The sequence below is a fragment of the Kitasatospora sp. NPDC056446 genome (assembly GCF_042796115.1).
In the GTDB taxonomy this organism is placed as follows: Bacteria; Actinomycetota; Actinomycetes; order Streptomycetales; family Streptomycetaceae; genus Kitasatospora.
Map to the genome: position 1 here is coordinate 75,014 of NZ_JBHTRF010000006.1, position 14,641 is coordinate 89,654.

Genomic DNA, 14,641 nt, shown 5'->3' on the forward strand with positions numbered 1-14,641 from the left:
GGTTCGGGTCGTCCAGGTGCTGCACGACCTGCGGGTGGAGCGGATGGTGCGGGTCGTGCAGGTGCTGCACGTCCTGCGGATGGACCTGCCCGCCCGGACTCGACCGGCCCGTGGGGGCCGGAGGGAGCGGCGGTTCCGGGCGGAGTCCACGAGGTGGGGGAGGTCAGGCGACCGGGATGACCGGCACGACGCCCTCGCGGTGCACGGTGCCCTCGATCAGGCCGTACATGCGGTCCGCGGCGTAGTAGACCTCGTTGTCGTTCTTGAGGCCGAAGGGCTCCAGGTCGACGAGGAAGTGGTGCTTGTTGGGCAGTTCGAGGCGTACCTCGTCGACCTCGGCGCGGTTGTTGAGGACCCGGGTGCCCATCGCGTGCAGGGTCTGCTGCAGCGAGTAGGAGTAGGTCTCGGCGAACGCCTCCAGCATGTGCCGCTTCACGTGGGCGTAGGAGCGGTTCCAGTTGGGCTGGGCCTCGCCGTCCCTGCCGTGGTAGCCGTACTTCCAGCGGGCGGTCACCTGGGTGGCGAGGATCCGGTCGTACGCCTCCTGGAGGGTGGTGTACTTGTCCTTGATGTAGCCCCAGAACTCCGAGTTGGTGGAGTTCATCACCACGAGGTCCTTGAGGCCGGAGATCACTCGGACGTTCTCACCGTCGTAGACGATCTCGCTGGTGCGGACCTCCTGGCCGGTGCGGACGAAGGAGTGGCCGACCTCCTCCGAGCCGATGAAGCGGGCCGAGCTGTCGGGTGTCTTGATCCGGTCCCAGGTGTACTCCTCGATCCGGATCCGGGCGGAGTGCACGACGCCGCGCTCGGTGTCGTCGACGAAGTGGCGGGCCAGGAGGATGCCGAAGGCCTCGGCCGACTCTATGCCGTACTCCTTGGCGAAGGCGTAGACGGTGTTCTTGGTGGTGTCGGTGGGGAGGCAGTTGGCGTTGGAGCCGGTGAGGTGGACGTCCTCGAAGTCACCCTGGAGGGAGACCGAGACGTTCAGGTCCTTGATCTCGTGCCGGGTGGAGTCGCGGGAGATCCGGACGATGCGGTTCTCCGCCTTGCCGTACTGGTTCTGACCGAGCACGTGGGCCATGACGTGGCTCCTAGAGCTTCCAGGTCGGTCTACTAGCTTCCGCGGTAGACCGAGTATCCGAACGGGTTGAGCAGCAGCGGCACGTGGTAGTGGTGCTGTTCGGGCGCGACCGTGAAGACGATCGAGACCTCGGGGAAGAACGGCGGCTCGGACGATGTGTGCGCGTAGTGGGCGCCGGTGTCGAAGAGCAGCCGGACGACCGAGCCCGCCTCCACGGCCGGCAGGTCCTTGACCCGGCCGTCGGAGTCCGTGGCGGAGGTGCCGAGCACCTTCCAGCCACCCTCGGTGTGCAGTGCGAGCTCGACCCGGATGCCCTCGGCCGGGCGGCCGAGGCTGGTGTCGAGCACGTGGGTGGAGATGCCAGTCATGGGTGAAGTGACCTTACTGATGGCAGATGTGATGATGCGTCATCCGACGGACGTCCCGCCCGGCCGGTGGGTGCGACGGGTCTGATGGTGCGTCAGGACCCGTCGATGAGACGGCCGAGCCGGATGTCGTTGATCTTGCGCAGTTCCTCGCGGACGATCTCCGCCTCGGTGGCGGCGTCGTTGGGCCGGCGCTCGCGCAGGGCGGCGAGCATGCCGGCCGCGGTGCGGCCGGTCGCGCAGATCAGGAACACGTGGCCGAACTTCGCCTCGTAGGCGGCGTTGGCCTCGTGCAGTTCGTCGAGGACCGCTCGGTCCACGCCCTGGATTCCGGCCTGTTCGCGTTCGGAGGTGGCGTCGCCCGTCCGGGGCTTGCCGATCCGGGCGTGGCCGGCCATCGCGGCGCGCAGGTCCTCGGTGGTCAGTGACGCCATGGCCGCCGCGTTGGCGGCGAGCAGGGCCTCGCGGCCGGACCAGGGTTTGGCCTCGGCGACCGCGGCGGCCCAGCGGGGGCTGGAGCATACCTCCAGCAGGATCTCTTCCAGCTCGGCGGCGTCGGACGCGGCCAGGGTGTCAAGGGTGTGGGGGTGGTTGGTCACGGGTGGACCTCCTGAAGAGTGGTGCCACCCGGAAAAGCTAGATCGACCCCACCCGGTCGTCAACACTTTGTTGAACGGTTGGTGGTTACGTTTTGAACCGGCCCGTGATGCCGGGCCCTTTCGTGTGCGATTCGCCAAGTGCGCCCCGCCGCAGGCCGATCAGGACCCGCGGCACCGGCGGGGTCACCCGTTCGCAAGCCCCGCCGGGGGCCGTGCCCGTCCGCGTGCGCCCGCCCGGGCGGGGCCGGCACCCCACCCGGGTCGCCGCACCCACCCGGGGGTGCCCAGGCGGCTTCAGGACGGCTTCGAGCCGTCCTGGCGGTTCAGGTAGTTGTACACCGTGAAGCGGCTGACGCCCAGGGCCGAGGCGACCGTCTCGACGCCGTGGCGGACGGTGAAGGCACCGCGCTCCTCCAGGAGGGCGACGACCCGCTGCTTCTCCAGCCGGTCCAGCTCGGCCAGCGGGCGGCCGTCGAACTGGCGGGCCATCTCGGCCAGCAGCCGGTCCAGCGCGCTGCTCAGGTGCGGCAGCCGGACGGCCAGGGCCGGCGTGCCCTCCCACTCCAGGACGACGTCCTCGGGTCTGGCGCCGTCCAGCGGGACGGGCGTCGCGCCGACCGCGTCCAGCAGCGGCTTCAGCGCTGTGGCGAGCGGGTGATCGACGTGCTCGGTCACGGCGTACCGCCCTCCTCGTCCAGCACGCTGACCTGGACCGAGATCCGGGTGGCCCCGGCGTCCAGGGTCTCCCGGAGCAGCTTGGTCACGGCGGCGAGGACCTGGTCGGCCTCGCCTTCGGCGCCGGTCCCGAAGGGGCCGACCGACACGGCCAGGCCTGCCTCGTCGACGGCCCTGCGGGCCGCCGAGGCGTGCTCCGGGAACGTGTCCAGTTCGAACGGTTCTGTCGTGAACTCCACCATCAATCGCACGGGATCACTCTATCGAGCGGGGGTGCGGGCGGGCAGGGGTCGGGTGATCCGACAGGGGGGCCACCAGCGGCGGCGCGCCCCGGGGCGTCTTCAACAAAATGTTGCGGCTCCCTTGACACTCGCTTCATCGGCCGGAGATGCTTCCACCACACAGAATCCCTCTTCCGGATCGTGGAAGTTGCGGATGACGGAAGAGAGATGAGAGGTGATTGACGTGACGGCCGCTGCCAAGCACCACTTCACGGTCAACCTGTCGATCCTGTTCGGCGAACTGCCGCTGCTGGAGCGCCCCGCCGCGGCCGCCGCGGCCGGCTTCACCGCCGCCGAGCTCTGGTGGCCCTTCGGCGAGGAGCACGACCCCTCCCAGGGCGAACTGGACGCGCTGCGCAAGGCGTTCACCGACGCCGGCGTGCGGCTCACCGGCCTCAACTTCCTGGACGACCTGAGCAAGGGCGCCCGCGGCACCGTCTCGGTGCCCGCCGAGCGGGACCGCTTCCGGGCCAACGTCCCGGTCGCCGCCGCACTCGCCGGCTCGCTCGGCACCAAGGCGCTCAACGCGCTGTACGGGAACCGGGTCGAGGGCGTCGGGCCGGACGAGCAGGACGCGCTCGCACTGGAGAACCTGGTGCTCGCCGCGAAGGCCGCGCACGAGGTCGGCGCGGTCCTGCTGGTCGAGGCCCTGAACAAGGTCGAGTCCCCGGACTACCCGCTGGTCTCGGCCGCCGCCGCGGTCGACGTGGTCGACCGGGTCAACGCCGCCACCGGCCTGGGCAACGCCCGGTTCCTGTGCGACCTGTACCACCTGGCCAGGAACGGCGAGGACCTGGCGCGGGTCATCGACACCCACGCCGACCGCATCGGCCACGTGCAGATCGCCGACAACCCCGGCCGCAACGAGCCCGGCACCGGCGACCTGGACTTCGAGGACCTGTTCGCCCGGCTCACCGCCGCCGGCTACACCGGCCCGATCGGCCTGGAGTACCGCCCCTCCACCGGCGTCAGCGCCGACAGCTTCGGGTGGCTGCCGCGCGAGCTGCGCGCCGCCGAGTAAGCCCCCGCAAGCCTCCCCACCCCACGAACGACGTAAGGAACGACGCGATGAGCCGCAAGATCGCCTTCATCGGCCTCGGCATCATGGGCAGCCCGATGGCCGCCAACCTGGTCAAGGCCGGCCACCACGTCACCGGCTTCAACCTCACCACGCCGCAGATCGACGCCCTGGTCGCGGTCGGCGGCCACGGCGCCGGCTCCATCGCCGAGGCGGTGAAGGACGCCGAGGTCGTCATCACCATGGTCCCGGCCGACCCGCACGTCGAGCAGGCCATCCTGGGCGAGGGCGGCGTGCTGGAGAACGTCCGGCCCGGCACCCTGGTGATCGACATGTCCTCGATCACCCCGCAGACCTCGATCAAGGTCGAGGCGGCCGCCAAGGAGAAGGGCGTCCGCACCCTGGACGCCCCGGTCTCCGGCGGCGAGGCCGGTGCCGTCGAAGCGGTGCTGTCGATCATGGTCGGTGGTGCGGCCGAGGACTTCGCCGAGGCCAAGCCGCTGTTCGACGCGCTGGGCACCACGGTCATCCACGTCGGCCCGGCCGGCGCCGGCCAGACCGTCAAGGCCGCCAACCAGCTGATCGTCGCGGTCAACATCCAGGTGCTCGCCGAGGCCGTGGTGTTCCTGGAGAACGCCGGCGTCGACCTCCAGGCGGCGCTGGAGGTGCTCGGCGGCGGCCTGGCCGGCTCGACCGTGCTCAACCGCAAGAAGGCGAACATGCTGAACCGCGAGTTCGCCCCGGGCTTCCGCATCGACCTGCACCACAAGGACATGGGCATCGTCACCGACGCCGCCCGCGCCGTGGGCGCCGCGCTGCCGGTCGGCGCCGTGGTGGCCCAGCTGGTCGCCTCCGCCCGGGCCAACGGCGACGGCTCGCTCGACCACTCGGCGCTGCTGCGCGGAGTCGAGCGGCTCTCCGGCCGCGAGGTCGCGTAGTACCCCGGGGGCTCCCGCGCGGAGCCCCCGCCCCAAGCTCCTCCTGGCGGCGTGTACCCATCCGGTCGTGCCCGCGCCGCCAGGAGGTCGGACCCGACCGGCGTGCGGGCCCGGGGCTCATCCGCCCGCCCGCCGGTCGATCCAGCCGGTGACGCGTACCCTCCCGGGGGCACTTCGGTCGTGCCTGCGCGTCGCCTGGCCCCCTCCCCGCCGAGGGGAGCCCCTCGTACGTCGGAAGCGGGACGAGGGGTTCTCCCCCGGCCCAGGCCGGGGGAGAACGGCGGGGAGGGGGTCGCACCCCGGATTCCCGGGCACATGCTGGAAGCACCCCGCAGGACCACTGCCACACCCGTACCGAATCGAGGACCGCACCATGCCCCCCACCCCCCGCCAGGGCCATGTGGTCGTCGCCCCCGACAAGTTCAAGGGCACCCTGGAGGGTGCCGAGGCGGCCGCCCGGATCGCCGCCGGCATCCGGCGCGCCCGGCCCGGCGCCGAGGTGCGCGAGCTGCCCGTCGCCGACGGCGGCGAGGGCACCCTGGCCGCCGCGCTCGCGGCCGGGTTCCGCCGCGTCCCGTCCAAGGTGGCCGGCCCGACCGGGCTGCCGGTCGACGCCGCGTTCGCCGTCCGGGGCGACACCGCCGTGATCGAGCTGGCGCAGTCCTCCGGGCTCGCCCGGCTGCCCGGCGGGCGCACCGCGCCGCTCGCGGCCGGGTCCTACGGGGTCGGCCAGCTGATCGCCAGGGCCGCGCTGCTCGGTGTCAGACGGATCGTGCTCGGCCTGGGCGGCAGCGCCTGCACGGACGGCGGCGCGGGCATGGTGCAGGCGCTCGGGGCGCGGCTGCGCGACGCCGACGGCGTCGAACTCCCGCCCGGCGGCGCCGCGTTGCGCAGGCTGGCGGAGGTCGACCCGGGCCCGTTGGCCGCCGCGATGGCCGGCATCGAGGTCGTGGTGGCCTGCGACGTGGACAACCCGCTGCTCGGGCGGCGCGGCGCCGCCGCCGTCTACGGCCCGCAGAAGGGCGCCGACGCCGACGACCTGGTGGTCCTGGAGGAAGGGCTGACCCGCTTCGCCGACCTGGTCGCCGAAGCCACCGGCCGGGACGTCCGGGAGGCCCCCGGCGCCGGGGCCGCGGGCGGGGTGGGCTTCGCCGCCCTCGCCCTGCTCGGCGCGACCATGCGACCCGGCATCGAGCTGCTGCTCGACCTGCTGGGCTTCGACGAGGCCGTGCGTGGGGCACGCCTCGTCGTGACCGGCGAGGGCTGCCTGGACGCACAGACGCTCCATGGCAAGGCTCCCGCCGGAGTCGCCGCGGCGGCCGCCCGGGCGGGGGTTCGGGTGGCCGCCGTGGCGGGCCGGCTGGAGCTCTCCGAGCCCGAGTGGCGGGCCGCCGGCTTCGCCGCCGCGATCGCGCTGACCGACCTGGCCGAACAGCCGGGGGACAGCATGGCCAGGGCCGCCGAGCTGGCCGAGGCCGCGGGGGAGAAGCTGGCCGACGAGCTGCTGCCGCGCTGAACCCTCGTACGTTCCTCCATTGACGTTTTGTTGAAGGCGGGCCTAGGCTCCCGGCAATCCCTTCCCTCCGCCCGCGTCCGACCGGCCTCGGACCACCCTCGCCCGACGGACGACGGCCCGTCGTCGACCGCCGCCGAGCAACTGCTGGGCAGCCGCCGAGCAGCCGCCGACCGCCGCCGAACGCCGCCGAACGTGCCGCCGACAGCCCGGAAGCCGCTCCCGCAGGCACCGCCCGCACGGTCGCCCCACCCCCCAAACCACCCCTCGACTCCCAGGTTTCGGAGGTCTCCCATGCCTTTCAGCCAACCGACGGTGATCCGCTCCCGGCGGGTGGTCCTGCCCGACGGTGAGCGCCCCGCGGACGTGCTGATCCGCGAGGGGAAGATCGAGCAGGTCACCGCGCACGGCTCGCTCACGGTCGGCGACCGCGAGCTCGCCGACCTCGGCGACACCGCCCTGCTCCCCGGGCTGGTCGACACCCACGTGCACGTCAACGAGCCCGGCCGCACCGAGTGGGAGGGCTTCGCCACCGCCACCCGCGCCGCGGCGGCCGGAGGCGTCACCACGATCATCGACATGCCGCTCAACTCGATCCCGCCCACCACCACGGTGGACGGGCTCCGGGTCAAGCGGAAGACCGCCGAGGGCCAGGCCTGGGTCGACCTCGGCTTCTGGGGCGGCGCCGTCCCCGGCAACGTCCCGGACCTCGAACCCCTGCACCACGAGGGCGTGTTCGGCTTCAAGAGCTTCCTCGCGCCCTCCGGCGTCGACGAGTTCCCGCACGTCGAGGCCGCCGACCTGGAGGCCGCACTCGCCGAACAGGCCCGGATCGGGGCGCTGGCGATCATCCACGCCGAGGACCCGGCCGTCCTCTCCGCCGCCCCGCAGCAACCCGGCGTCCACTACCGGGACTTCCTGGCCTCCCGCCCCGCCGACGCCGAGACCGCGGCCGTCGCCCGGCTGCTCGACACCGCCCGGCGCACCGGCACCCGGGTGCACATCCTGCACGTCTCCTCCGCCGCCGTCCTGCCGCTGCTGCGCCGGGCCCGCGAGGACGGCGTCCGGGTGACCGCCGAGACCTGCCCGCACTACCTGACCCTCGCGGCCGAGCAGGTGCCGGACGGCGACACCGCCTTCAAGTGCTGCCCGCCGATCCGCGACGAGTCCAACCGGGACGCGCTCTGGGAGGCCCTGGCGAACGGCGAGTTCATCGCCGTCGTCTCCGACCACTCGCCGTCCACCCCCGACCTCAAACTGCTGCCCGAGTACGGCGGCAGCGGCGACTTCGCGGCCGCCTGGGGCGGGATAGCCTCGCTGCAGCTCGGCCTGCCGGCCGTCTGGACCGAGGCTCGCCGCCGCGGCCACACCCTGGGCGACGTGGTGCGCTGGATGTCCGCCGGACCGGCCGAACTGGTCGGCCTCACCGGCACCAAGGGCGCCATCGCGCCCGGCCACGACGCCGACCTGGTCGCCTTCGACCCCGACGGCGAGTTCGCCGTCCGGGCGAGCGGGCTGCACCACCGCAACCCGGTGACCCCGTACGCGGGCCGAACCCTCACCGGCGCGGTGCACACCACCTGGCTGCGCGGCCGCGCCGTGGACACCGGGGCCCGGCCCTTCGGCCGGCAGCTCACCCGGCCCACCGCGACCTGAAACGGCCGGCAGCACCACCGCCCGTACCACCGCCCCCGTACCACCGCCCGTACCACCGCTCCGTCCGATCGCGCCTAAAGGAGAGTCAGTGACCACTGCCGACACCCCGAGTGCTCCCTTCACCGAGCTGGTCAACCTGGCCTCCCGACTGCTCGGCGCGGGCGTCGTCGCCACCAACGAGGACACCTTCGCGGACGCCGAGAACCTGCTGGTCGCCAAGCCGGCCGAGTTCCGCCCGCACACCTTCGGCCACAAGGGCCAGATCATGGACGGCTGGGAGTCCAAGCGCCGCCGCGGCGTCTCCGCCGAACAGCCGCACCCCACCGACCTGGACCACGACTGGGCGATCGTCCGGCTCGGCGTCGGCGGCGCGATCCGCGGCGTGATCGTGGATACCGCCCACTTCACCGGCAACTACCCGGAGTCCGGCTCGGTCGAGGCGGCGTCCGTCCCCGGCCACCCCTCGCCCGAGGAGCTCCAGGCCGCCGAGTGGACCGTGATCGTGCCGCGCACCCCGCTCCGGGGGAACACCGCCCACGAGTTCGCCGTCGAGGACGCCGCCCGCTACACCCACGTACGGCTGAACATTTTCCCGGACGGCGGCGTCGCCCGGCTGCGCGTGCACGGCGAGGTGCTGCCCGACCCGCGCGAGCTGGACGGCCTCACCTTCGACCTGGCCGCCCAGGAGTACGGCGGCGTGGCCGAGGCGGCGTCCGACCGCTACTTCTCCTCCCCGCACAACCTGAACGCTCCCGGTCGCGCCTCCGTCATGGGCGAGGGCTGGGAGACCCGGCGTCGGCGCGACAAGGCCAACGACTGGGTTCAGATCGCCCTGGCCGGGGGCGGTGAGGTCCTGGCCGCCGAGGTGGACACCACCCACTTCGTTGCCAATGCCCCCGGCTGGGCCGACCTGATCGGCTTCGACGCCTCGGCCGGGACCGACCCGGCCGACGGCGAGTGGTTCGAGCTGCTGCCCCGCACCCGCCTGCAGCCCGACACCCGGCACCGGTTCCGGCTCGACGCCGGCCGGCCGGTGACCCACGTGCGGATCAACGTCCACCCGGACGGCGGGCTCGCCCGCCTCCGGCTCACCGGCCGCCTCACCGAGGCCGGCCGTGCGGCCCTCGCGCTGCGCTGGTTCGACGCCGTCCCGGCCGCCGAGGCCGCTGCGGCCCTCACCGAGGCGGGGCTGACCGCCGACGAGGCCGCCGCGCTGACCGCCGCCCGCCCGCTGGCGGACCCGGCCGCGGTCGGCGCCGCCGTCGCGGCGCTCCCGCCGGCCGACGGCGCCGACGGCCCGGGCGGCTCCGACGGCGAGCACGCCGCCCGCCGCCGCTCGGCGGTCCGTCGCCTGCTCGGCGCCTGAGGCGCCTGAGGCGCAGTGCCTGACGGCACGTCAGTCCACTCTCCACGCACCGCCCTTATCGACACCTGAAGGACCCTCCATGTCCAAGATCCTGACCACGGAGTCCGGCGCCCCGGTCGCCGACAACCAGAACTCGGCCTCGGCCGGCGAGTACGGCCCGCTGCTGATCCAGGACCAGCAACTGCTGGAGAAGCTGGCCCGGTTCAACCGCGAGCGCATCCCGGAGCGCGTCGTGCACGCCCGCGGCTCCGGCGCGTACGGCTACTTCGAGGTCACCGACGAGGTGTCGCGCTACACCCGGGCCGGCTTCCTCTCCGAGGTCGGCAAGCGCACCGAGGTCTTCCTGCGCTTCTCCACCGTGGCGGGCAACCTGGGCGCCAGCGACGCGGTGCGCGACCCGCGCGGCTTCGCGCTGAAGTTCTACACCGAGCAGGGCAACTACGACCTGGTCGGCAACAACACCCCGGTGTTCTTCATCAAGGACCCGGTCAAGTTCCCCGACTTCATCCACTCGCAGAAGCGCGACCCGTACACCGGCGTGCAGGAGGCGGACAACGTCTGGGACTTCTGGGCCCACTCGCCCGCCTCGACCCACCAGATCACCTGGCTGTTCGGCGACCGCGGCATCCCGGCCTCGTACCGCCACATGAACGGCTACGGCTCGCACACCTACCAGTGGGTCAACGCCGAGGGCGACGCCTACTGGGTGAAGTACCACTTCAAGACCAACCAGGGCATCCGCAGCCTGGACGGCGACCAGGCCGCCGAGGTGGTCGGCGCCGACGCCGACTCGCACCAGCGCGACCTGCACCAGGCCATCGAGCGCGGGGTGTTCCCGTCCTGGACGCTCTACGTCCAGCTGATGCCGGTCGCCGAGGCCGCGGACTACCGCTTCAACCCCTTCGACCTCACCAAGGTCTGGCCGCACGCCGACTACCCGCTGGTCAAGGTCGGCCGCCTGGTGCTCAACCGGAACCCGGAGAACGTCTTCGCCGACGTCGAGCAGTCCGCGTTCTCGCCGAACAACTTCGTGCCCGGCATCGGCCCGTCCCCGGACAAGATGCTCCAGGGCCGGCTGTTCGCCTACGCGGACGCCCAGCGCTACCGCCTCGGCGTCAACCACACCCTGCTGCCGGTGAACGCCCCGCGCGCCACCGAGGCCGCCAACTACGGCCGGGACGGCCTGATGGCCGTCAACGGCGCGGGCCGCGGCAAGAACTACGAGCCCAACTCGTACGACGGCCCGGCCCAGACCGACAACGCGCTCGCCGCGCCGGTCAAGGTCGACGGCCACACCGGCACCTACACCACGCCGGCCCACAGCAAGGACGACGACTTCTTCCAGGCCGGCGAGCTCTACCGGCTGATGTCGGCCGGGGAGAAGACCCGCCTGATCGACAACATCGCGGGCTTCCTCGCGCAGGTCACGCGCGACGACGTCGTGGAGAAGAACCTCGCCCACTTCCACGCCGCGGACGAGGAGTACGGCGCCCGCCTGGCGGCGGCCGTCACCAAGCTGCGGGCGGGCGACGAGGGCTGACCGACCGTCACGCCGGGGCGCGCGCCCGCCTGCCCCGCCTTGCCGTACCTGCCGTACCTGCCGCACCCCCGCACGGCCGCCGGGCCCGCACCCGGCGGCCGTGGCGACGGGCCCCTCCCCCCGGGCAGTGGGGGAGGGGCCCGTCGCCGTTCCCGGTGGGCGACTTCGGCGGATCCAGGCGGATCCGGGCGGATGCAGGTGGTGCGGGTGGATTCAGGTTGATACGACGGATGCGGGTGGGATCGTCGGTGGCCGCACCCCCGTAGCGAATCCCCAGGTCGACCGGAGGTTGCTCCACGGAATGTTCACCGATATTCACGGACGGCAGTCGTCCGCGCCGCAGGGTCGATAGGCTGGTGCGTGCCCGCGGTCGCTCCGTGGGGGGACATCGGAAGGGGACGACATGTCGACACCAGCCCCGGGTCGTCACGCCGCACTGGACCAGGGCCCGACGGGCCCGTTCGCCTCCCTGCAGCACGCCCTCAGACTGCTGGAGGCGGTCGACCGCCACCCCGACGGCGCCACCCTGGTGGGCCTCGCCCGGGAGACCTCGCTCGGACTGCCCACCGTGCGCCGGCTCGCCGAGATCCTGGAGATCGAGGGCTACCTCCAGTGCCAGGACGGCGGTTGGGTGCTCGGCGGCACCTTCGCCCTGCTCGGGCAGTACAACCGGGAACAGCTGGTCAAGGCCCGACTCGACCGCAAACTCGCCGAACTCCGGGACGAGTTGGGTGCCGCAGTCTACTTCACCCGGTACCACGACGGCGAGTTGTCGGTGGAAGCGGTCGCGGCGGCCGACTACGCGCCCGCGGTGCAGGAGTGGGTGGACTTCCGGGCCACCGCGCACGCCAGTGCGATCGGCAAGTGCCTGCTCGGCCAGCTGGACGCGGACGCCCGGCGCGACCACCTCTCCCGGCACCCGATCGCCCGGCTCACCTCCCGCACCGTCACCGACGCCGACCAGCTGATGCATCGGCTGGAGCGGCAGCCGGCCACGGTGCCGGTGCTGGACATTCAGGAGTACGCGCTGGGCACGGTGTGCGCGGCCGTGCCGATCACGGCGGGCAGCACGGTCGGCTGCCTGGCCACCTCGATGCCGGTGGGCAACATCCACAAGCTGAAGGCCGCCGCCGAGCTGCTGGCGGCCCGGGCGGCACCGCTGATGCTGGCGATGGCGGTCTGACCGTACGGTCGTGTGCCGCGTGCAGGGCCCCGTCGGGATCTCGGGATCCGACGGGGCCCGCGTGTTTCCCGGGGTGCGGCGCGGTGCACATCACTTATTAGACTCGATGTCGATAGGAGTCGCCGAAACCCTTGTCCCGACCGCTACCCGCGAGTACGTTTCCCTGAGCCGAGCCGCCGCCCCCAGGTCAGGAGGGCCTGCCATGCCCCGAACCACCCCCGTCCCCGCCCTCGCCGCCCCCGCCGCGAGCGTGCACGACAGCCTCGTCCTGGAACCCCGCGACGTCAGCTTCGACTGGAGCCGACTGCCGCTGCACTGGATCCCGGACGAGCCGATGGCCACCCACGTCATCAACGTGCTGCACCTGCTGCTGCCCGAGGGCGAGCGCTGGTTCGTCAAGGTGTTCAAGGAGGCGCTGCCGCTCATCCGCGACGAGCAACTGCGCGAGGAGGTCCTCGGGTTCATCGGACAGGAGGCCATCCACGCCGAGGCCCACCAGGAGGTCCTCGACCACCTGCTCGGCCAGGGGCTCGACCCGCAGCCGTACGTCCGGCAGATCTCCTGGCTGTTCCGGCGGGTCCTGGGCGACAAGCCGGGGCTGACGCCGGCGCAGCAGCGGGAGAACATCATCGAGCGGGTCGCCTTCATCGCGGCCATCGAGCACTTCACCGCCTTCCTCGGCAACTGGGCCCTCAACTCGCCGGGCCTGGACCGGGCCGAGGCCGACCCGACGATGCTCGACCTGCTGCGCTGGCACGGCGCCGAGGAGGTCGAGCACCGCAGTGTCGCCTACGACCTGATGGTCCACCTCGACCCCGGCTACTTCCGGCGGGTCCGGGGGATGGCCGTGTCCGGGCCGCTGCTGGTCCACCTCTGGGTGCGCGGCGCGCGCTTCCTGCTCGCCGCCGACCCGACCCTGAAGGGGCGGCTCAAGCCCACCTGGCGCGAGGCCGGGCGGATCGCCAAGCGGGGCCTGCTGCCGGACCCGCTCAAGTCGCTCCGCTCCGGGCTGCGGTACCTGCGGCCGGGCTACCACCCGACCCAGGAGGGCTCCTCCAGTCAGGCGCTGGGCTACCTCGCCACCTCCCCGGCCGCCCGCGCGGCCGCCGGGCGGGGCTGACGGCCGACGGCCGAAGTCGACAGCCGACAGGTTTCAGCCGACAGATAACAGATGACAGATAACAGATGACGTTATCTGTCATCTGAAACCTGTCATCCGTTCGCTGAAACCTGAAACCCGAAACCTGACACCCGCCCCGCAGGACCCGCCCGCCCCGCCGCCAGCCCGCCCCTCCCGACGCCAAGGACCCCGCCGGATGGACCTGCTCACCCCGCCCCCCGACCTCTACGGCCGTCCCCGCGCCGACGGCTTCCTCCGCCGGCTCACCGCCTTCGGCGACCGCTACTCCCCGGCCCTCGGCGGCCCCCTGCTGCGCCGCAACCCCCGCCGTCCGCTCAGCCGCCCCACCCCGGCCCTGCAACTGGTGGTCACCGAGCGCCGCCGACTCGCCGCCGACGTCGTCGAGTTGCGGCTCGCCGACCCCTCCGGCGGCCCGTTGCCGGCCTGGCAGCCCGGCGCCCACCTGCGCCTCACCCTGCCCTCCGGCCGTGAGCGCCACTACTCCCTCAGCGGCGACCCGGCCGACCACGGCAGCTACCGCATCGCCGTTCGCCGACTGCCCGAGGGCGGCGGCGGGTCCGTCGAGGTCCACGACACCCTGCACCCCGGCGCCCGCCTCACCGCCCGCCGCCCCCGCAACGGCTTCGCCTTCTGCGCCGAGCCCGCCGTCCTCCTGCTGGCCGGCGGCATCGGCATCACCCCCCTCCTCCCGATGGCCCGCGAGGCCCAGCGGCACGGCCTGGACTGGCGCCTGGTGCACGTCGGCCGCAGCGCCGACACCCTCCCGTACACGGACGAGCTGCGCGCCCTCGACCCGCACCGTGTGGTGCTGCGCACCGACGACGAGCACGGCGGCGTCCCCACCGGCGCCGAACTGCTCGCCCACGCCCCGCGCGGCGCCGCCGTCTACTGCTGCGGGCCCGCCCCGATGCTGACCGCCGTGCAGCGGGCCCTGGACGGCGCCCCGGCGGCGCCCGGCGGGCCGGCCGCCGCCCTGCACTTCGAGCGCTTCGGCGCCGCCCCGGTCACCGGCGGCGCCCCCTTCGCCGTCCGCCTCGGCACCGAAGGACCGACGCTCGACGTGCCCGCCGACCGCTCCGCCCTGGACGTACTGCGCGAGGCCCGCCCGGACCTCCCGTACTCCTGCCACCAGGGCTTCTGCGGCACCTGCGAGGTCCGCCTGCTGGCCGGCCGGCCCGACCACCGGGACCGCCGCCTCACCCCCGAACAGCGCGCCGCGGGCGCCCTGCTGCCCTGCGTCTCCCGGGCCGCCGAGGGTGAGACCCTCGTGCTCGACCTCTAG

At 73.1% G+C, this 14,641-nt stretch carries 13 protein-coding genes and 1 pseudogene; 9 read left to right on the forward strand and 5 right to left on the reverse strand.

Going from position 1 to position 14,641, the window contains the following annotated elements:
• Positions 1–163: 163 nt before the first annotated feature.
• From pucL to ACFQ6N_RS06105, 5 genes are all read right to left on the reverse strand, one after another.
• Positions 164–1,084, reverse strand: coding sequence for a factor-independent urate hydroxylase (gene pucL / locus ACFQ6N_RS06085; protein ID WP_380647227.1), 921 nt, complete (start codon positions 1,082–1,084; stop codon positions 164–166).
• Between the two features lie 32 nt (positions 1,085–1,116).
• The gene (uraH, locus tag ACFQ6N_RS06090; RefSeq protein WP_380647230.1) at positions 1,117–1,452 is read right to left on the reverse strand and encodes a hydroxyisourate hydrolase; all 336 of its coding nucleotides are present in this window, start codon (positions 1,450–1,452) and stop codon (positions 1,117–1,119) included.
• Positions 1,453–1,544: 92 nt separating this feature from the next.
• Positions 1,545–2,048 carry a 2-oxo-4-hydroxy-4-carboxy-5-ureidoimidazoline decarboxylase gene (gene uraD, locus ACFQ6N_RS06095; RefSeq protein WP_380647231.1) on the reverse strand — a complete coding sequence of 168 codons (504 nt, stop codon included), beginning with the start codon at positions 2,046–2,048 and terminating at the stop codon, positions 1,545–1,547.
• A 294-nt stretch (positions 2,049–2,342) separates the two neighbouring features.
• Entirely contained in the window at positions 2,343–2,723 is a 381-nt protein-coding gene (locus tag ACFQ6N_RS06100) for a helix-turn-helix domain-containing protein (RefSeq protein WP_380647232.1), read from the reverse strand.
• Positions 2,720–2,965: a thiamine-binding protein gene (locus ACFQ6N_RS06105; RefSeq protein WP_380647354.1), complete on the reverse strand. Its 246-nt coding sequence runs from the start codon at positions 2,963–2,965 to the stop codon at positions 2,720–2,722. The genes ACFQ6N_RS06100 and ACFQ6N_RS06105 overlap by 4 nt, the downstream gene beginning before the upstream one ends.
• A 214-nt stretch (positions 2,966–3,179) precedes the next feature.
• On the opposite strand from ACFQ6N_RS06105, the gene ACFQ6N_RS06110 reads away from it, so the two are divergent.
• The 9 genes and pseudogenes from ACFQ6N_RS06110 to ACFQ6N_RS06150 all read left to right on the forward strand — a co-directional run bounded on the left by ACFQ6N_RS06110 (position 3,180) and on the right by ACFQ6N_RS06150 (position 14,641).
• Positions 3,180–4,025 carry a TIM barrel protein gene (locus tag ACFQ6N_RS06110; protein ID WP_380647233.1) on the forward strand — a complete coding sequence of 282 codons (846 nt, stop codon included), beginning with the start codon at positions 3,180–3,182 and terminating at the stop codon, positions 4,023–4,025.
• 47 nt (positions 4,026–4,072) lie between these two features.
• Positions 4,073–4,960: a 2-hydroxy-3-oxopropionate reductase gene (locus ACFQ6N_RS06115; RefSeq protein ID WP_380647234.1), complete on the forward strand. Its 888-nt coding sequence runs from the start codon at positions 4,073–4,075 to the stop codon at positions 4,958–4,960.
• A 373-nt stretch (positions 4,961–5,333) separates the two neighbouring features.
• Positions 5,334–6,476 carry a glycerate kinase gene (locus tag ACFQ6N_RS06120; RefSeq protein WP_380647235.1) on the forward strand — a complete coding sequence of 381 codons (1,143 nt, stop codon included), beginning with the start codon at positions 5,334–5,336 and terminating at the stop codon, positions 6,474–6,476.
• Between the two features lie 291 nt (positions 6,477–6,767).
• Positions 6,768–8,129 carry an allantoinase AllB gene (gene allB / locus ACFQ6N_RS06125; RefSeq protein ID WP_380647236.1) on the forward strand — a complete coding sequence of 454 codons (1,362 nt, stop codon included), beginning with the start codon at positions 6,768–6,770 and terminating at the stop codon, positions 8,127–8,129.
• Between the two features lie 67 nt (positions 8,130–8,196).
• Positions 8,197–9,264 (forward strand): annotated as a pseudogene (alc, locus tag ACFQ6N_RS06130) (allantoicase); the annotation flags it as partial.
• A gap of 310 nt (positions 9,265–9,574) precedes the next feature.
• A complete protein-coding gene (locus ACFQ6N_RS06135) occupies positions 9,575–11,035 on the forward strand; it encodes a catalase (protein ID WP_380647237.1) in 1,461 nt (486 codons plus the stop codon).
• Between the two features lie 403 nt (positions 11,036–11,438).
• On the forward strand, positions 11,439–12,218 hold the full coding sequence (locus tag ACFQ6N_RS06140; RefSeq protein ID WP_380647238.1) for an IclR family transcriptional regulator: 780 nt from the start codon (positions 11,439–11,441) through the stop codon (positions 12,216–12,218).
• 202 nt (positions 12,219–12,420) lie between these two features.
• Positions 12,421–13,338, forward strand: a complete 918-nt coding sequence (locus tag ACFQ6N_RS06145; RefSeq protein WP_380647239.1) for a metal-dependent hydrolase — start codon at positions 12,421–12,423, stop codon at positions 13,336–13,338.
• 196 nt (positions 13,339–13,534) lie between these two features.
• Positions 13,535–14,641, forward strand: a complete 1,107-nt coding sequence (locus tag ACFQ6N_RS06150) for a PDR/VanB family oxidoreductase (RefSeq protein ID WP_380647241.1) — start codon at positions 13,535–13,537, stop codon at positions 14,639–14,641.